Here is a 19,541-nt window from a genome sequence, read left to right on the forward strand (position 1 = left end):
GGGTTTTGGTTCCTTAACTCCTACCGACTTTGATTGAGCCGCCACCACGCGATGCCCCTTTTTTGCTCTCGTAGCCAAGGAAAGCGACTCGATGACCTCGCCTGCACTCAACCAGATTTTGTTTGGCCCCCCCGGTACCGGGAAGACTTTCGCCACCATCGAGGCAGCGCTAGAAATCCTTGCCCCTGAGTTTCTTCAGACCAACAAAGAAAATCGGGCTGCGTTGAAGAAGCGCTTCGATCAATTAGCCGCAGACGGACATGTCGAGTTCGTCACGTTTCATCAAAGCTTCAGCTATGAGGACTTCATTGAAGGTCTGCGCGCAGAAAGCGGAGACGACGGGCAATTACGTTATGACGTTGTAGATGGTGTGTTCAAAAACTTGTGTACCACTGCCAGCGCTAAAGTCACTCAGCAAGCGCCAGCGCCTATGGATATTGAGCGGCGTCGCGTCTGGAAGATGTCATTAGGCAACATTCACGGAGGCGATGCGTACATTTTTGATGAGTGCATAAAAAACAACTATGCGTTGCTTGGCTATGGCGGATACATCGATTTCAGTAGTTGCAAGAGCAGAGAAGACATAGCCCAACGCTTCGCTGAGGCAGGCGAGGTTCTTCCTCAAGATGCCTATGGGATTAACGTTGTTTACAGCTTCCTGCTGAAAATGAAAATTGGCGATTTGCTAGTAGTGACCGAAGGAAATACGAAGTTTCGGGCGATTGGTGAGGTGACTGGTGAGTACCGATGCCTAAGCAGCGAAGATCGTGAGTTCGAGTACGGCCAATGCCGCTCGGTGAAATGGCTAAGAATTTATGAACCATCCTTGCCACATGATCAACTCATGAATAGCAAATTCACCCAACGCACGCTTTACGAGTTGAATTCTGGATCGATGGATCGCAGTAAGCTGGCTCAACTACTGGGGGCTGAATCTCCGGTTGCTACCGCAGAGGTTGGCCCGAATGAGCTTTTTAAGCTGGGTGAAAGCTTCGGGACTGGATACGTTGTAACCCATGCTTCTGCCGATATAGTGGAGTTAAGCAAACCTAAAGGTAACCAGTTGCCTATAGGTATGAGCATTCTTAGTACGCTTGCAGGCTACGTGCGAGAAGGCCGTTTATCGATAGCAGATATACGCAACAGGCTTGTATTTGAAAAAATACCGGAAACTAAGCTTGATCCGTTTTTGGTCAACGGTTATCTCAATATTTTGCCCGCCTTGGTTGAGCGCCTTCTGGAGGCTTCGAGCAACCGATCGGCAGTGACGGCAATACCTCAGCGAAATGATGCCCGTGTACTCATCATCGACGAAATAAATCGCGGCAATATCTCCCGGATCTTTGGTGAGCTGATCACGTTAATTGAGCCTTCCAAGCGGGCGGGAGCCGATGAGGCTTTGAGAGTGACACTGCCATACTCGAAGCAGCATTTCAGCGTACCAAACAACGTCTATCTTATTGGCACTATGAACACCGCTGACCGTTCTTTGTCTGGCCTAGATATCGCATTGCGCCGTCGTTTCACTTTCCGCGAAATGCCGCCTAAGCCTGAGCTGCTGGAAGACGTTGCCGTGGACAAGCTCAACATTGCCCAACTTCTGAGGGTGATGAATCAGAGAATCGAAATGCTGTTAAATCGAGATCATTGTTTGGGGCACGCGTATTTTATGCCGCTAGCTAGCGATCCTACGTTGGAGCGATTGGGGCAGATCTTTCGTGAACAAGTTCTCCCGTTGCTGCAAGAGTACTTTTTTGAAGATTGGCAGCGGATTCAATGGGTGCTCAACGATCATCGTAAAGCCGCTGAGAATTGCTTTATCGAACAGCCACCATTCAAGCCAGATTCGTTGTTTGGTGATCAAGTGGTGCTCAGTAACCAAAATAACCAATGGATGATCAATGAAGAGGCCTTTGCTCGGATCGAGTCCTATTGGGGCGTCATTGATCACCAAGCTGTGCTTCCAAAGCTGCAAGACGCTATCGAAGCTGAAAAAGGCGATATCCAGGTTCGTCAGCTTGAAAGTGGTTCAATCGAAGTTCTACAGGCGGGAAAGATCGTCCGTCCCTCTAGGCCTATATTGCGTGAGCTTGCGGCAGAACATGGCCTGACAACACACCATTCAAGCGGTCTTGAGTTTAATACTCGTCATCTTGGCGTAGCAGTTATCCGAGCATTGAAAGGCGTGACGGCGTGAAACCCATCGTCACGGTTCGCGAATACGCGAGGCTGACGACAGATCACGTCGCTATGCCGACGTTAGATCTTGCTCAGGTATCGGTTTCAGCCTTTGACTGGTTGTGCAGGTTAAGTGCTTTTTTCAGCAAGGCTGGGGCGGGGCTGGTCCAGCTCGAAAACCGTTGTTTGCTCAAGCTCGACAACTACGTCGGCGTATTGGAAACACCCTGTGGTACGCGCCTTGAAATTCTTCCCAAGCATTTCGAGCGCGAGGACTGCATCAAGCAGAGCAGAGCGTTGCTGAGGCGCATGATCCAAGCTTCCCTAGATTTACCCACCCGTGAAGTCGGTGCGGCGGATCTTCAGAGTTTCGATGCGCCGTTGAGCGAATGGGTCATGGGCCGATTCTTACTGGCTCTGGATCACTTGATCAATCGAGGCCTACGCTTTGACTACCAGCGAGTGGAGGAGGAACAGCGATTCCTTCGTGGTCAGTTAGATGTGGTCAAGCAAATGCGCCAACCCCCTGGTCGACAACACCATTTCCAGATACGACATGATATTTATTTGCCCGACCGACCAGAGAATCGCTTAATCAAATTCGCGTTAGATCAGGTCTGCAAAACAACAAAAGATGCTGGTAACTGGCGACTGGCTCATGAGTTAAGAACCGTGTTGTTAGAGGTGCCTACAAGCCGTAACGTGCAGCAGGACTTCAAGCAATGGAGTAACGAGCGACTGATGGCGCACTACGTACCGGTGAAACCATGGTGCGAGCTGATCCTCAAACAACAGATGCCTTTAGCGGTCGCTGGGGATTGGCACGGCATGAGCTTGTTATTCCCTATGGAAAAGCTATTTGAGCGTTATGTAGCTGCGAGCCTAAATAGGGATCTGCTGCACGATGCGCGACTGCTCACCCAAACCCGCAGCGAACACCTGTGTAAGCATAGGGATGAAAACTTCTTTCAGCTGCGGCCGGACCTGATGATCCACCATCAGCAGAAAAGCTGGGTGCTCGACACAAAGTGGAAGCGGCTGAGTTCATCGGGAGAGTATAAAAACTACGGGTTGAAGCAATCAGATTTTTATCAGTTGTTCGCCTATGGTCATAAATATCTATCGGGTGATGGGGAGTTGGTGCTGATCTACCCAAGGCAAGCTGCGTTTGATGCCCCATTACAGGTGTTCGAGTTCGCACCACAACTTAAGCTCTGGGTGCTGCCATTTGATTTGGAGCAGGGCATCTTGATGGGTGGGCCTGAGGGATTGCCGCTGCAATCTCAGTGGTTACAGACGGCCAGTGGTTAGTCGATTGGATGTTCTGCGGGCCAAATCAATATAGGGTGCAGAAGGTTGCACCCTTTTTGCGACAGCCTGTTAAAACAGAAAAAACTGCGAAACCTTCCGCCACCAAGACGTTTGCTGCTGGCCCAGCAGTAAACAAGGCATATCCCGCAATCGAATCCACGGCTCATCCTGCCAATGCAGCAGGCTCAGCGACATCTCAGGCCAATCCAACAAACTCAACATCGGTCGATCCGAATTACCCGACTGCTCCGCATCACGTAAGGCCGGAACGACTTGATGGGTGATCCACTCACGCAGCAACCGATTTCCTGGTGCGTAGTGATAGACCAGCAGCGCATAGACACCGGACTCACTTAGCATCAGCTGCTTTTCCGGTTGCCGGTAATACTCAATCCACAACGGGCGGTGTTGGTCTTTGTCCAGTTTGTTGACCATGCGCTCACTCAGATGGAAACCCATCAAACGACCGATATCGCGGGCGCAAAACCATGGCTGGTTTTCTAGGAGAAGGGCGTGGAGAGGGAGGTTGTGGCGGGTGAAGACTGTTACAGAAAAGAGATCAGACATGACCGATCTCCATGGTTCGGAGAGTGACGAGAAGGTTGTGTTCAGGCATATCCATTACCTCTACGTTTGGACTTTGGTGGGCCTGACCCCAGCGTAGAGTGGACATAAGAAGCTCCAACGAGCAAAAGCCTCACACAGCCGTACGATAAATCACCAAGGGTGACTGCTCGTCTGTGCAATTGGCTAGCTTTCTACGTTGGGCGTTTCTTAGGCACCTGCAGTAGAGCTTAGGGCCGCTTGGAATGGCCCTCAATACAGAAGGTGCTGGAATACATGTAGGAGATTTAGCTACTACTGAGATTGCGAGTAAGAGTTTTCCCACTCCATAAAAAAGCCCCGATCAGATCGGGGCTTTTTGGTTTTCGATTCGTCGACTCAAGTCGTCAAATCTCGGCAAGCTCTGGAATCAATCCCAGCTCAAAGCCCCACCAGTCTGATACTCAATAACCCGAGTCTCAAAGAAGTTCTTCTCTTTCTTCAAGTCCATAATCTCGCTCATCCAAGGGAACGGGTTAGTAGTCCCTGGATACTCTTCCTTCAAACCAATCTGCGACAGGCGACGGTTAGCGATGAACTTGAGGTAGTCCTCCATCATCGCCGCATTCATACCCAACACCCCACGAGGCATGGTGTCACGAGCGTATTCGATCTCCAGCTGAGTGCCCTGCAGAATCATCTGCGAAGCTTCTTCCTTCATCTCGGCATCCCACAAGTGCGGGTTTTCGATTTTGATCTGGTTGATCACGTCGATGCCGAAGTTCAGGTGCATGGATTCGTCGCGCAGGATGTACTGGAACTGCTCGGCGACGCCGGTCATTTTGTTGCGGCGGCCCATGGAGAGGATCTGGGTGAAGCCGCAGTAGAAGAAGATGCCTTCCAGAACGCAGTAGTAGGCGATCAGGTTGCGCAGCAGTTCTTTGTCGGTTTCGACGGTGCCGGTTTCGAACTTCGGATCGGAGATCGAGCGGGTGTATTTCAGGCCCCAGGTGGCTTTTTTCGCGACCGATGGGATCTCGTGGTACATGTTGAAGATTTCGCCTTCATCCATGGCCAGCGATTCGATGCAGTACTGGTAGGCGTGGGTGTGGATCGCCTCTTCGAAAGCCTGGCGCAGGATGTACTGGCGGCATTCCGGGTTGGTGATCAGGCGGTACACGGCCAGGACCAGGTTGTTGGCAACCAGGGAGTCGGCGGTGGAGAAGAAGCCGAGGTTGCGCATCACGATGCGGCGCTCGTCGTCGGTCAGGCCTTCCGGGTCTTTCCAGAGGGCGATGTCGGCGGTCATGTTGACTTCTTGCGGCATCCAGTGGTTTGCGCAGCCGTCCAGGTACTTCTGCCAGGCCCAGTCGTACTTGAAGGGTACGAGTTGGTTGAGGTCGGCGCGGCAGTTGATCATGCGCTTTTCGTCAACGGCGACACGGGCGGAGGCGCCTTCGAGTTCGGCGAGGCCTTCGGCGACGTCGAGGGAATCCAGGGCGGCTTTGGCGCGGGCAACGGCGGCGGAGTCAGCGGCGGTCACGGCACGGGCTTCCAGGGCGGCGGCACCGCCAGCGCTGTCGAGACGGTCCATGTTGGCTTCGGTGGCATGGCCAGCGTTGGCGCTCTTGACTGCTACTTCCGTGTCTTCTTTGTCGAATTCGTCCCAGCTCAGCATGACGTGTCGTCTCCTGCGTGAGGGCCAGTGTGCCCGTGTGAAATTGGATAGGTCGGTTTTTCACACAGCCTTACTGGCCGCGTTGGATCTAAAGGAATCGTTTTTTGCAGCAGCTATACGCAGGCATCAAACAGAATTTTGTACGGGGTTCCGAGAGCCACTGATGGGCGCAGCAAGCTTTGATCGCTTGTGCGGGGCTTCAGACTGGCTTTTCATCCCTGTAAGGGAATATTGCAGGCCCGTTTAAGGCCGCATTATAGGGAAGTTTTGCGTGCTGTGGTGCGGCGAAATGGCTCACGGATCGGTCGACGGGGGCCGTTTTTCGGTCGGAGTGAGGGTTTACAGGGCTTTGAACGATGTTGGCGGGGGAAGATTTTTTTTCATGATTTTTTGCCCTGGATTATTTTTGCTCAAGAAATAACCAAAAAAGGCTTTTTTTACTACATCTTGTGTTTCGGTGGGGTTTTCTCAGGCTCCAGACACAACTAAGCCCGACCGAAGTCGGGCTGTGAAGTCACGCTGGCGGATCAGCTCAGGCGACCAGCACCGATGTGGTCGGCACCATCGGCGGCGAGGCGGGCGGCGCCAGTGTGGTCAGCGCCATCGGAAGCCAGTTTGCCTGCGCCTATGTGGTCTGCGCCATCGGCTGCGAAGGACGCTGAACCGGTGTGGTCGTAACCGTCGGAAGCGACAGTTGCTTCGCTGGTGTAAGCAGCCGAGCCGGTGCGGTCGTAACCATCGGCAGCGAAGGTGTTGGCAGCCAGGACGGAGAGGGTCAGGGCGAGGATCAGTTGGGTTTTCATGGTCGTTGCTCCAGTTTCGTAAGCGTTGTTTGTCTTGGGTTGCAGTTGATACTACGTCGACTATTTCGATTAAAAAGCGCAAATAAATGCTTAAAGCAATCGATTTAATCGATCATTAAGGTTCGGCGCTTCATCTGCCTGATCGAGGCGGGTGGGTCGAACCTTATTGGGGGAGGGGTGAAGCAGGGGATCAGCCGTTAGAGCAGCCATTGCCCATCGCGCTGTAACGCAGGATATGCCGTTGACCGTTGGAGTCTTCGTATTCCATTTTCATGGGTACAACTTCACACACGTTCGGGGCTTCGCTCATGGAGATCACTTTGGCGATGTCCAGATTCATCGAGTAAGTGTATTCCTCAATGGGTGGTTGTTGCTGGGCGACATCAGTCGGGACCTCGCCGGCCATGGCGGTTACGCACACGCTGCTGAGGGCCAGAACCCATAAAGCTTTCATTTGATATTTACCTTTTAAAGGTCGAGAGGGGGCACGCAATCCTTTTGGGATTGCGTGTGGAGCTTCAGTACCTGGGTGTTTGATTAACTGCCTTCGTGGGGGCTGCAACTTGGTTAATCAGGTTGCCTTGTTGGCGTGGCAGATTTTAGAGGCGGGGGATACGTTCATATAGACGTGGTTTTGATAAACACCTTTGACGGATCCTGTAACAATCCCCAAATAGCCTCTTCTTTTGTAGGAGCCAGCTTGCTCGCGATGAGCCAGAGGGCGCCGCGGGGTGTCAGGTTGGGCGCGTTATCGTTGACGACCATCGCGAGCAAGCTCGCTCCCACGGGTACCGCGGCGGTAGTGGGTTTGAAGGTTTTTCATGACATTTTGTAGGGGCTTGTTACTACCATCGTCGAATGGTTCTATAGGCCCGGCCCGGCTAAAACGTGGTCATACAAAAACAACTATTCCACCGAGGTAAGAAAGATGAGTGCGGCTTCCCTGTATCCCGTTCGTCCCGAGGTTCTGGCTAACACGCTGACCGACGAGGCGACCTACAAGGCCATGTACCAGCAGTCGGTCGTCAACCCGGACGGCTTCTGGCGCGAGCAAGCCAAGCGCCTCGACTGGATCAAGCCTTTCACCACGGTGAAGCAGACTTCCTTCGATGATCACCATGTCGACATCAAGTGGTTCGCCGACGGCACCCTGAACGTTTCCTACAACTGCCTCGACCGTCATCTGGCCGAGCGCGGTGATCAGGTCGCGATCATCTGGGAGGGCGATGACCCTGCCGAAAGCCGCCACATCACCTACCGCGAGCTGCACGAGCAAGTGTGCAAGTTTGCCAACGCCCTGCGTGGCCAGGACGTGCACCGCGGCGACGTGGTGACGATCTATATGCCGATGATCCCCGAAGCCGTGGTCGCCATGCTGGCCTGTACCCGGATCGGCGCGATTCACTCGGTGGTGTTCGGCGGTTTCTCGCCGGAAGCCCTGGCCGGTCGCATCATCGACTGCAAATCCAAAGTGGTGATCACCGCTGACGAAGGCGTTCGTGCCGGCAAGAGGATCCCGCTCAAGGCCAACGTCGACGACGCGCTGACCAACCCGGAAACCAGCAGCATCCAGAAAGTCATCGTGTGCAAGCGCACCGGTGGCGACATCAAGTGGAACCAGCATCGCGACATCTGGTTCGAGGACCTGATGAAAGTGGCCGGCACCGTTTGCGCGCCGAAAGAGATGGGCGCCGAAGAAGCGCTGTTCATCCTTTACACCTCGGGTTCCACCGGCAAGCCGAAGGGCGTGCAGCACACCACTGGTGGTTACCTGCTGTACGCAGCCATGACCCACGAGCGCGTGTTCGACTACCGCCCGGGTGAAATCTACTGGTGCACCGCCGACGTCGGCTGGGTCACCGGCCACAGCTATATCGTCTACGGTCCGCTGGCCAACGGCGCGACCACGCTGCTGTTCGAAGGTGTGCCGAACTACCCGGACATCACGCGGGTGGCGAAGATCGTCGACAAGCACAAGGTCAACATCCTCTACACCGCACCGACCGCGATCCGCGCCATGATGGCTTCGGGCACCGCGGCGGTTGAAGGTGCTGACGGCAGCAGCCTGCGCCTGTTGGGTTCGGTGGGCGAGCCGATCAACCCGGAAGCCTGGGACTGGTACTACAAGAATGTCGGCAAGTCCCGTTGCCCGATCGTCGACACCTGGTGGCAGACCGAAACCGGTGGCAACATGATGAGCCCGCTACCGGGTGCTCACGCGCTCAAGCCAGGCTCTGCGGCGCGTCCGTTCTTCGGCGTGGTGCCGGCACTGGTGGATAACCTGGGCAACATCGTCGAAGGCGAGGCCGAGGGCAACCTGGTGATTCTCGATTCGTGGCCAGGCCAGGCGCGTACGCTGTTTGGCGACCATGACCGCTTCGTCGACACTTACTTCAAGACCTTCCGTGGCATGTACTTCACCGGCGACGGCGCCCGTCGCGATGCCGATGGTTACTACTGGATCACCGGTCGCGTGGACGACGTGCTCAACGTGTCCGGCCACCGCATGGGCACCGCCGAGATCGAAAGCGCGATGGTCGCGCACCCGAAAGTCGCCGAAGCGGCGGTGGTCGGTGTGCCGCACGACATCAAGGGGCAGGGCATCTATGTCTATGTCACCCTTAAAAACGGTGAAGAGCCGAACGAGCAGCTGCGCCTGGAACTGAAAAACTGGGTGCGCAAGGAGATCGGCCCGATTGCTTCGCCGGATGTGATCCAGTGGGCACCGGGGTTGCCGAAGACCCGTTCGGGCAAGATCATGCGGCGGATTCTGCGCAAGATTGCTACGGCTGAATATGATGGGTTGGGCGATATATCCACCCTGGCTGATCCGAGTGTGGTGCAGCATTTGATTGATACGCACAAGACCATGAATGTCGCGTAAGCGCTGGTTCTGAGTCACTGAAAGCCCTGTCAGGTGTTGAGCCTGGCGGGGCTTTTTTGTGCCTGGGTTTATGTGTTGCCTGGGCTGGCCTCATCGCGAGCAGGCTCGCTCCTACAGGGATTTGCGGTGTATAGGCGATCTGAACCACACCACAAAACCTGTGGGAGCGGGCTTGCTCGCGAAGGCGATCTGCCATGCGTCGAAGCAACATCTACCAATAATTATCGGGATACTCTGTCGGCATTTTCCTACTGTTACCTGCGTTCTTTCAGGTTACTGAATGTGTAACCGCATCGCTTCAACACGGGGCATTGGGAAACGCCAAGCCCCACATCGGGGTGTAAAAAGCACCGCTGAAAAATAAGAACCCACGCTACGCTTGCCGGATTAGAAGGGTTTGCCAATAATAGGCCCGCAATTTGCAAAACAGATCGGTTCTATGTCTTTTGCTCTTGCATGATTTTGCAGGGCTGTCAACGCGCTAAAACGGCTTTCTCGGTGCTTCTGTAATTAGTTGTCGCATTGAAGAAATATCGGCCTCGGGCCTGTCGTTAGAATGCCGATCACTCGCTCGTCGTTGCTCGTGTTGAATTTCAACACCCGCTTCCCAGGACGCAGCACTGCTTTCCGGTTCCACTCACTCGCATATTGGGCTGTTGCTCACTCTGCCGTTTTTGCCCTTTACCGATGGAGTCCCAAGATGAAGAAACTCGTGCTGCTTGGCGCCCTGGCACTGTCCGTGCTGTCCATGCCAACCTTCGCCGATGAAAAACCTCTGAAAATCGGTATCGAGGCGGCTTACCCTCCGTTCGCGTCGAAAGCGCCAGACGGCAGCATCGTTGGTTTCGACTACGACATCGGCAATGCACTGTGTGAAGAGATGAAGACCAAGTGCGTTTGGGTCGAGCAAGAGTTCGACGGCCTGATCCCGGCACTGAAAGTGCGCAAGATCGACGCGATCCTGTCGTCCATGTCGATCACTGAAGATCGCAAGAAGTCTGTGGACTTCACCAACAAGTACTACAACACCCCGGCTCGCCTGGTCATGAAGGAAGGCACTCAGGTCAGCGAAGGCCTGACCGAGCTCAAGGGCAAGAACATCGGTGTGCAACGTGGTTCGATCCACGAGCGTTTCGCCCGCGAAGTCCTGGCCCCGCTGGGTGCCGAGATCAAGCCTTACGGTTCGCAGAACGAAATTTACCTCGACGTGGCCGCCGGCCGCCTCGACGGCACCGTGGCAGACGCTACGCTTTTGGATGACGGTTTCCTGAAAACCGACGCCGGTAAAGGTTTCGCGTTCGTCGGCCCTGCGTTCACCGACGTCAAATACTTCGGTGACGGCGTAGGTATTGCGGTTCGCAAGGGTGACAAGGCTGAGCTGGACAAGCTCAACGCAGCCATCGCGACCATTCGCGAGAACGGCAAGTACAAGCAAATCCAGGACAAATACTTCGCCTTCGATATCTACGGCAAGTAACACGTCTCTGCGACAAGTCCGAAATGGCGCAAGCAACAGGATCTCTGAGGTTTGCGCCATTTTTTCATCCTACTTTCGAGGACCTGAATCATGTTGAAAGGCTACGGGGCTGTCATCCTCGATGGCGCTTGGCTGACGCTTCAGCTCGCCTTGTCGTCCATGGCCATGGCCATCGTTCTGGGCCTGATCGGCGTGGCACTGCGCCTGTCGCCGGTGCGCTGGCTGGCCTGGCTGGGCGACCTGTATTCCACGGTGATCCGCGGTATTCCCGACCTGGTGCTGATCCTGCTGATTTTCTACGGCGGCCAGGACCTGCTCAACCGCGTTGCACCGTTGCTCGGCTTTGACGAGTACATCGACCTGAACCCGTTGGCGGCCGGTATCGGCACCTTGGGCTTCATCTTCGGTGCGTACCTGTCGGAAACCTTCCGTGGCGCCTTCATGGCGATCCCCAAAGGTCAGGCCGAAGCCGGCATGGCTTACGGCATGAGCAGTTTTCAGGTGTTCTTCCGGGTGTTGGTGCCGCAGATGATTCGTCTGGCGATTCCGGGGTTTACCAACAACTGGCTGGTATTGACCAAGGCTACCGCGCTGATTTCGGTGGTGGGTCTGCAAGACATGATGTTCAAGGCCAAGCAGGCGGCCGATGCCACCCGCGAGCCTTTCACCTTCTTCCTCGCAGTAGCCGCGATGTACCTGGTGATCACCAGTGTGTCGTTGCTGGCATTGCGTCACCTTGAGAAGCGCTACTCGGTAGGCGTAAGGGCGGCTGATCTATGATCTTCGACTACAACGTCATTTGGGAGGCCTTGCCGCTGTACCTCGGCGGCCTGGTGACCACCCTTAAACTGCTCGCGCTGTCGCTGTTCTTCGGCTTGCTGTGCGCCTTGCCGCTGGGTTTGATGCGCGTCTCGAAAAACGCGGTCGTCAACATGTCGGCCTGGCTCTACACCTACGTGATCCGCGGCACGCCGATGCTGGTGCAGCTGTTCTTGATCTACTACGGTCTGGCGCAGTTCGAAGCGGTGCGTGAAAGCTTCCTCTGGCCGTGGCTGTCCAGCGCAACGTTCTGTGCGTGCCTGGCGTTTGCGATCAACACCAGCGCCTACACCGCCGAAATCATCGCCGGCAGCCTGCGCGCTACACCGAACGGCGAGATCGAAGCGGCCAGGGCCATGGGCATGTCGCGGGTCAAGATGTACAAGCGCATCCTGCTGCCGTCGGCCTTGCGCCGGGCGCTGCCGCAGTACAGCAACGAAGTGATCATGATGCTGCAGACCACCAGTCTGGCGTCCATCGTGACCCTGATCGACATCACCGGTGCCGCGCGCACGGTCAACGCCCAGTTCTACCTGCCGTTCGAGGCGTACATCACCGCCGGCGTGTTCTACCTGTGCCTGACCTTCATCCTGGTGAAACTGTTCAAGATGGCCGAGCGCCGCTGGCTGGGCTACCTGGCCCCGCGCAAGCACTGAATACCACTGACTGACTGTTTTTGTGAGAACCGACAGCATGTACAAACTTGAAGTCCAAGACCTGCATAAACGCTATGGCAGTCACGAAGTGCTCAAGGGCGTGTCCCTGAAAGCGGCAGCCGGCGATGTGATCAGCATCATCGGTTCCAGTGGCTCCGGCAAAAGTACTTTCCTGCGCTGCATCAACCTGCTGGAGCAGCCGCACGCGGGCAAGATCCTGCTCAACAACGAAGAGCTGAAGCTGGTGGCGAACAAGGACGGCGCGCTCAAGGCTGCCGACCCGAAACAGCTGCAACGCATGCGTTCGCGCCTGTCGATGGTGTTCCAGCATTTCAACCTGTGGTCGCACATGACCGCGCTGGAAAACATCATGGAAGCGCCGGTGCATGTGCTGGGCATGTCCAAAGCCGAGGCTCGCGACAAGGCCGAGCACTACCTGAACAAGGTAGGCGTTGCTCATCGCAAGGATGCTTACCCTGGCCACATGTCCGGCGGCGAGCAGCAGCGCGTGGCGATTGCCCGTGCGCTGGCGATGGAACCTGAGGTGATGTTGTTCGACGAACCGACTTCGGCCCTCGATCCGGAACTGGTCGGCGATGTGCTGAAAGTCATGCAGGCCCTGGCCCAGGAAGGCCGGACCATGGTCGTGGTGACCCACGAAATGGGCTTCGCCCGTGAAGTGTCGAACCAGTTGGTGTTCCTGCACCAAGGTGTGGTCGAAGAAAGCGGCAACCCGCGCGAAGTGCTGGTGAACCCGCAATCCGAGCGTCTGCAGCAATTCCTCTCGGGTAGCCTGAAGTAATCGCTCCCGTTACGCACCAAATTAGGCCATGCTGCGCAGCGCGCGCCAGATGGTCTAATTTGGTTGCAGCCGCTTCTGGCTTCTAACACTGTTTTCGCTTCGGATTGCCCACCATGACTGCCCATCGAATTGGTTTCCTGATTTGGCCCAGCACTAAAGCACTGACGCTTGCGCTGGCTGAGGAGGCCTTGCGTGTTGCCCAGCGTGTGCATCCGGACGTGGTTTACGAGTTGTCGTTCCTGCAGGCCGAACCGCCGGCCGAAAGCGCCTGGCAATTGCCGGGTGAAGCGTGGACCGGCAAGCTCGAGAACTTCCAGAAACTGTTCCTGCTCGCTGACGAACCACCGACCGCACTGGCGCCGGCGCTCAGCAGTGCGCTCAAGCAACTGGTGCGTTCCGGTTGCGTGATCGGCGGTCTGTCTGCCGGTGTTTACCCGCTGGCACAGCTGGGCTTGCTCGACGGTTATCGCGCGGCCGTGCATTGGCGCTGGCAGGACGATTTCGCCGAGCGTTTTCCGAAGGTCATCGCCACCAGCCACCTGTTCGATTGGGATCGCGATCGCCTGACGGCGTGCGGCGGCATGTCGGTGCTCGACTTGTTGCTGGCGGTGCTGGCCCGCGACCATGGTGCGGAACTGGCCGGTGCGGTCTCCGAAGAACTGGTAGTCGAGCGCATCCGCGAAGGCGGTGAACGCCAGCGTATTCCGTTGCAGAACCGCCTCGGTTCCAGCCATCCGAAGCTCACACAAGCCGTGCTGCTGATGGAAGCCAACATCGAAGAGCCGCTGACCACCGACGAAATCGCCCAGCACGTGTGCGTGTCCCGTCGGCAACTGGAGCGGATCTTCAAGCAATACCTCAACCGCGTGCCGAGCCAGTACTACCTGGAACTGCGCCTGAACAAGGCCCGGCAGATGTTGATGCAAACCAGCAAGTCGATCATCCAGATCGGCTTGTCCTGTGGCTTCTCCTCGGGGCCGCATTTCTCCAGCGCCTATCGCAACTTCTTCGGTGCCACGCCGCGGGAAGATCGCAACCAGCGGCGCAGCAGCAGCCCGTTCGAATTGTCATCGGTGCCGCCGGAGCGCGGTTGATCCGCGCCTGATGGCGATCACTCGTCCGGATCAGTCTCACCGGAAGAGGACACTTCCATTTCTGCCCGTTCGATTACCTCCTGAACTCCGAAGTCGACGCTGGTCAGCCTGAAGTACTCAAGCAGAATTTGCAGGCTTTCTTCAGAGAGCGGATTACCCCGCAGGCTGATGCTTTCGGCGACCTCCAGCGGCAGCTCGAGGATGTCGGTGGGTATCCGGCTGATCGCGTTACCGCTCAGGTCTACGGTTTCCAGGCTCTTGAGCTGCAACAGTCCAGCAGGTAATTCGGTGAGCCCGCAGTTGTCCAGTTGCAGGGTCGTCAGGTCCGCCATCTGGCTGATATCCGGAGTCAGCCCCAGCGGATTGTTTCTCAAGTCGATGAATTCCAGGTGGGCCATCTCGGCCAGGTTCAGGACCGACTGCGGGGTCAGGGTGATGTTGCAGTCGAGGAGATTGAGCGACTTCAAATCGCTCATCCGGAAGATCGCCTCCGGGATATCGCCCAGCCTGAAGTCAATGATTACGAGGGTCTTGAGTTTGGGGAAGCGCTCCAGGAACCCCGTGACACCTGTGGTCAGGCCGCTCTCGCTACTCAGGTAAACCAGGGAAACATGGCTGAAATCTGCGCTCAGTGTCGGCAGGTTTCCGGTAATCCGTGTGTCCAGACTCAGATCATAGGTAATCGCTTGTAGCGAACCGTTGAAATCATCCAGATCGGTTTCCCGGTGCCAGCAGCGCAGTACGGACTCTCTGAAGGCGTTCCGCGTCGAATGTTCGATCTGCAGTTGCTGCGCAGTGAACGGTTGATTGCTGTGAGGGTGGACGGCAGGGATATCGACGGTCCAGGCGGACAGGTCGTTCTCCAGGGTGGCAAGTTCTGCCTCCAGGCGTGTCAGTTCGACTCGCCCCTCAATCAGGGTCCCGGGCAGTTTGTAGACGAATTTGCTGGCATCTTCCTGGTCCATCCAGGGGTACAGCGCCTGCGCGCGGAGGATATCTGCTTCTTCGGCGTAGATACCGAAGTCTTGACGGGTCTGCTGGAAGTGCTGTTTGAGGCGTTCACGGGTTGCGCTTGAAAACGGGTTGTTGCTCAGGTCGAAGCCCTCTTGGGTGCTTTGTTGCAATGTGAACAGGGCGCCGGGCAACTCCTTGATCTGGTTGTCATTGAGCAAAGCGGTGCGCAGGCGCGGACGAGTCAGTAGGTTAGTCGGTAGATCAGCGATGCGCGTCTGCGATAAATCGATGTAATTCAAATCGGGCATGCTGCCGACATCGGGTGTCAGGCCCAAGGGGTTGTTGAACAAGTCCAGAGTGGTCAACCGATGCAGGCCTGAGAGTCCGAGCTGGCTTTCGGGGCTGAGGGTGATCGCGCAATTGCTCAGAATGAGTTCTTCGAGTTGCAGCGATGGCACGGTGTCCGGCAAGCGGCCAAGGTTGAAGTTGCGCAGTTTCAGGATGCGTAAACCGGTAAAACTGCGCAGAAACTCATGCACGCCCCGTGTGGCGCTACTGCCTTCCAGGGTCAGCATTGTCACGCCGCTGAAGTCGGTGCTCAGGGTCGGCAATTGGCCGATGATGGGTTGGAAGAAGTTGAAGTCGGCCGTTTCAAGGGGGGGGTCGGCAACGGTCCATTGCTGTCGCCAACAGTCCGCCAGATTGATGGTGAATTGATGGCGGGCCTGCTTTTGCGCAGCGAACTGCTCGGGAGTGATCCTGATTTGTGTGTCTGGAATGAACAGCGGAATTTCATCGCGCCAGGAAGAAAGCGTCTCCAGCAGTTGCGCATGTTGAGCCATGAGCCGACTCAGCTCTGCCCGCGGTCCGCTGGGATGCAGTTGCAGGCGTTCGACGAAGGCGTCGAGCTCTTCGGCGGACAGATGGGGAAACAGTGTCTGAGCCCGGGTTTGCAAGGTGGGTGTGTTGCCTGGCATTCGACGATACCCGTCACTGCCACCGAGCAAGCGCATCACCTTGGGGTCGTAGGTGGGTTTGAGGTTGGGGTGTTGAATCAGCAGCGCGCGCAATGCATCACGGTTCAAGGCGTGCTGGCGAATCAACTGCTTGAGCCGTTCACCTTCACCGATATGAAGATTCAAGGCAGTACGTTCGCTGTCCGGCATGGCCTGTAGCAGGCAGGTGTATAGCGAGCCCATACCGCTGAGTTCTTCGCCGTCATGATCGAACGCCTGATACGAGCCTTCTTCTTTGAGTACCAGCACTTTACGCAGAGGCGCGTCGACACTGCCAACGCTGTCGATCAGGAGACCCTCATGGGCATACTGGCGGATTTCCAGCCGTAGCTGTCCCGTCCAGCCCGGCAGTTTTTCCAGGGTGTGCAAGGCCAGCCGGTCGGTGTCGAGGTTGTTCTCGGTCGATGGCAAATCAAGCCCCTCGTAGGCGCGTGTCACGCGTACTTGCAATCTGGCCTCCCGGCTCAGCTCGGCCAGGCGAGGGGCAACGGTTGCGTTTTTTAGCTGCTGCAGTTCCAGATCGTTTGCTGTGTCCACAATCGCTTGTGCAACGCTGCGTGGCAGTCCGGGCTCGGCATCCATGACCACTTGTATGGCTGCGCGAGCGCCACGTTCGAGTCTGCGGTAACACTGCTCGAACAGGCTTTGCCGTTTTTGTTTGGCAAGCCGCGCGAGTATCTGGCGCAACCGCTGCGTCCGGTTTTCAAGGCCAGGAGAGGGGTGGCCGAATTCTTCGCCCATCAGCGTTCTGGCTTCGCTGTCCGACAGGGTCAGGAGAAAGGTTTTCAGCAGGTCGCCGTCGGTGAGGCGGGCGGTATCGATTTGCACGATGGGCACATCGGGCGCCGGGCTTTGCCAAAGGGTTTGCGCGTTGTCGTCTATCAGTCGCAGGCCTTTGTCTGCTGGCCAGTAGCCGTTTTCATTGAGCAGTTCCAGCTGCGTCACCGGATCCGCCTTGAGGAAGTGTTCCGGTTGGTCACTGCCAATCTGATCGATAAAGGTTTGTATGGCCTGATCGATCCTGAAGCGTTTGAGTGTGTCGGCCAATAGCGGTGGCACCTGTCCGGCATTCACGTGCATCTTGCGCAGGACATCTTCGTGGCTGCCGCTGATGTTGAGGATGCGCTCGCGGGTGCTGGCTGGAAATCGCTGCATGTCTGGACCGACACGGTGCAATACGGTGGCCTGGTCCCAGCTCAACGGCTGGTCGAGTTCGGTTTGCCAGGCACCGCTGCCGTTGTGTTGCAGTTGTGGTTTATAGGCGTCAGGGCGGGTGGGGTGGTCGATGCGGTACTCGCCGGTTAGCGGGTCCTTGCTCACGGCGTAGTGCTTGTTTTCCAGGGGCAGCAGTTTTTTGCCCTGATGCGGGTGCAGCCCCAGTTCATCCGGTTTTGCATCCTTGGGTAACACCGCAGGGTGTTCATAGCCGGTCAGGTCGGGCTGCCAGTAGCGGGTGTCACCGTTTGGCCGTTTTACCGTATTGAAGCGGTCGATGAATTCAACGATCTCCCGGGGCAATACCGAGCGAAATTCGCCGGCGGCGATCGCACCCCCTGCGGCAAAGGTCCCCAGTTGCACCGCGGACTCCACCACCCCCATCAAGTGCCCGAAGGCCTCGCGACTTTGCCCCTCGGCCCAATCGACCACGCTTTCGAAGGTTTCGTCGAGCAACTGGTAGGCCATGTAGCCCAGCATCAGCTCGCCGAGAAACGGCACGAACGGCAGTGCCACGAAAGCGGCGATGTTCAGCAGTGCCGAGGCAATTTCCGTGAAAGAGTCCCACAGCGCCCAGCGGGCTTTCTGGTCGACCGTTGCAGTGGACACCGCGATCACTCGCGCATCGTTGAGGATCTTGTTGAGCTTGCTCTGGTAGAGGTGAGTCCACAGTTCTCCTGTGACAGGCGTTGCCACGATCTGCAGATCCGCGCGCGGGTTGGGTTGTTCCCGCCAGGTCGGACGAGAATCGCCTGGCTGAATCGGTTGCCAGGTGATCGGGACAAGCAGCTGGTTCAGCTGTGCGAAAAAGTAACCGCGATCCTCATGGTTAATGAAGCGGCTGAAAAACTGTTGATAGGCGGGGTCGCATAGGCGCCGGCCCAGTTCCTCGGCGAAGGCCGCAGACGAGGGGTATTCCTTGATCGGCTGTTCGGGGTCGCCCGGTATGTAAGCCACCACACGAACCACTTCCCGGGCGCGCTCCAGGTCCGGGGCAAACAACAGGATGCCGGTCAGGCGCGCGTTGAGGATCGTCAGGTCATGATAGCGCCATGGCTGCTTGTGCAGGCGCAGATGCGGCAGGTTGTCGAGCAGGCCGAGAATCAGGCTGTGGGTGCCGCTGCCCAGGAGGTTTTGCATCTGCGCCAGGTGCAATGCAGCGGTGATTGCGGATTTCTGGCTGTCGCGGATTTTCCCTTGCAGGAGTGCCGAGTCCACTGGGTTGCCAATGGCCAGGTTGTCTTCCAGATAGGTTTTATAGCGCTGGCCAATGTCCAGCTCCCGGCACATGCCGGTAAATACCGTGACAGGCATTTTTTCCAGGATCTGCGGCAAGGTCAGGAATTGCCCGTTGGAAGACGGCGCGGTGATGTAAGTCGAGGCGGGCTCGAAGGCATCGGCGCGGGTCTCGGCACTTTCGAAATTGTGCAGTGCGGCGTCCAGCAGCGATACCGTCCAGGTGCGCGCAGCGCCCGACTTCAGCCTTAACCACGGTAGGTGATCAGGCATGTAGAGGCGCAAAAACGTTTCGCGCACATTCACATCCAGACCGAAGCGGCGTTTGAGTTCGGCCTTGAGCAGCGGTTCGGCGAAATCCGCGGGGTTCTGCAGGTTGGCCAGCGCCTTGTCGACCTGGTTCTGGCTGGCGACCTGGCGGGCGATCAACCGGGCGAGTTCGGTGTGGTGATGTTTCGACGCGGCCCTTAGCCCGGCGGGCAGGGCGGGGGTAATGTTGCGCAGTGCCCCACGTCTGTGGGGCGCCGCCTGACGGAGCCAGGAGGGGATGACATTCTGCAGATGCTGGAAATGAGCGTCCGGCCTGAAAGCGTCAGAGGCAATAGTGGTAGTAGATTCGGTAATCATCGGGTCAGTGGCCGTTGGCTTTGAAAGGCCACTAGGAAAACCCGCGAAGCTGGACGCTGTGCGGTACATATCTACCGCACTCGGACCATTGGCAAGAGTTACAACACAGCAAGCCTGCCGCAAACGCCCGCCGCCAGTTAAACTGCGCCTTTGCGACCCTATATGTCGCATTGCCGTAAACCCGGGAAAATCCGGGGTTTGCGCTATAAGAAGTTGTCGCTTGGCGGCAAGGCCGGGCTGAAAACTGT

At 56.7% G+C, this 19,541-nt stretch carries 13 protein-coding genes; 8 read left to right on the forward strand and 5 right to left on the reverse strand.

Features of this window, described 5'->3' with window-relative positions; all coding sequences use genetic code 11:
- Positions 1-91: 91 nt before the first annotated feature.
- Together KGA85_RS28635 and KGA85_RS28640 are read left to right on the forward strand one after the other, a co-directional pair.
- Entirely contained in the window at positions 92-2,197 is a 2,106-nt protein-coding gene (locus tag KGA85_RS28635) for an AAA family ATPase (protein ID WP_223455778.1), read from the forward strand.
- Positions 2,194-3,489: an McrC family protein gene (locus KGA85_RS28640; RefSeq protein ID WP_223455779.1), complete on the forward strand. Its 1,296-nt coding sequence runs from the start codon at positions 2,194-2,196 to the stop codon at positions 3,487-3,489. Before KGA85_RS28635 ends, KGA85_RS28640 begins: the two co-directional genes overlap by 4 nt.
- Positions 3,490-3,558: 69 nt before the next feature.
- Here the strand turns inward: KGA85_RS28640 and KGA85_RS28645 are convergent, their stop codons facing one another.
- The 4 genes from KGA85_RS28645 to KGA85_RS28660 form a co-directional block, all read right to left on the reverse strand.
- The gene (locus KGA85_RS28645; RefSeq protein WP_223455780.1) at positions 3,559-4,056 is read right to left on the reverse strand and encodes a Bro-N domain-containing protein; all 498 of its coding nucleotides are present in this window, start codon (positions 4,054-4,056) and stop codon (positions 3,559-3,561) included.
- A 406-nt stretch (positions 4,057-4,462) separates the two neighbouring features.
- Positions 4,463-5,710, reverse strand: coding sequence for a ribonucleotide-diphosphate reductase subunit beta (locus KGA85_RS28650; RefSeq protein WP_160389719.1), 1,248 nt, complete (start codon positions 5,708-5,710; stop codon positions 4,463-4,465).
- 527 nt (positions 5,711-6,237) lie between these two features.
- Positions 6,238-6,513 (reverse strand): hypothetical protein, encoded by a 276-nt coding sequence (locus KGA85_RS28655; RefSeq protein ID WP_223533447.1) that lies wholly within the window; start codon positions 6,511-6,513, stop codon positions 6,238-6,240.
- A 190-nt stretch (positions 6,514-6,703) separates the two neighbouring features.
- Positions 6,704-6,967 (reverse strand): DUF2790 domain-containing protein, encoded by a 264-nt coding sequence (locus tag KGA85_RS28660; RefSeq protein WP_223455782.1) that lies wholly within the window; start codon positions 6,965-6,967, stop codon positions 6,704-6,706.
- A gap of 474 nt (positions 6,968-7,441) precedes the next feature.
- Between KGA85_RS28660 and acs the strand changes: the two genes are divergently transcribed.
- The 6 genes from acs to argR all read left to right on the forward strand — a co-directional run bounded on the left by acs (position 7,442) and on the right by argR (position 14,245).
- Positions 7,442-9,397, forward strand: a complete 1,956-nt coding sequence (gene acs / locus KGA85_RS28670) for an acetate--CoA ligase (RefSeq protein WP_223533449.1) — start codon at positions 7,442-7,444, stop codon at positions 9,395-9,397.
- Between the two features lie 700 nt (positions 9,398-10,097).
- Positions 10,098-10,874 carry an ABC transporter substrate-binding protein gene (locus tag KGA85_RS28675; RefSeq protein ID WP_223533450.1) on the forward strand — a complete coding sequence of 259 codons (777 nt, stop codon included), beginning with the start codon at positions 10,098-10,100 and terminating at the stop codon, positions 10,872-10,874.
- A 90-nt stretch (positions 10,875-10,964) separates the two neighbouring features.
- Entirely contained in the window at positions 10,965-11,654 is a 690-nt protein-coding gene (locus KGA85_RS28680; protein ID WP_015096506.1) for an ABC transporter permease, read from the forward strand.
- Complete coding sequence (locus KGA85_RS28685; protein WP_223455785.1) at positions 11,651-12,349, forward strand: ABC transporter permease; 699 nt, start codon at positions 11,651-11,653, stop codon at positions 12,347-12,349. Before KGA85_RS28680 ends, KGA85_RS28685 begins: the two co-directional genes overlap by 4 nt.
- Positions 12,350-12,386: 37 nt before the next feature.
- Positions 12,387-13,151: an ABC transporter ATP-binding protein gene (locus KGA85_RS28690; protein WP_223455786.1), complete on the forward strand. Its 765-nt coding sequence runs from the start codon at positions 12,387-12,389 to the stop codon at positions 13,149-13,151.
- 113 nt (positions 13,152-13,264) lie between these two features.
- Positions 13,265-14,245 (forward strand): transcriptional regulator ArgR, encoded by a 981-nt coding sequence (argR, locus tag KGA85_RS28695; RefSeq protein WP_046042318.1) that lies wholly within the window; start codon positions 13,265-13,267, stop codon positions 14,243-14,245.
- 17 nt (positions 14,246-14,262) lie between these two features.
- On the opposite strand, the gene KGA85_RS28700 is transcribed toward argR, so the two are convergent.
- Positions 14,263-19,293 carry a leucine-rich repeat domain-containing protein gene (locus KGA85_RS28700; protein WP_223543568.1) on the reverse strand — a complete coding sequence of 1,677 codons (5,031 nt, stop codon included), beginning with the start codon at positions 19,291-19,293 and terminating at the stop codon, positions 14,263-14,265.
- Positions 19,294-19,541 lie beyond the last annotated feature (248 nt).

Source organism: Pseudomonas sp. GL-B-12, assembly GCF_019955895.1.
In the GTDB taxonomy this organism is placed as follows: Bacteria; Pseudomonadota; Gammaproteobacteria; order Pseudomonadales; family Pseudomonadaceae; genus Aquipseudomonas.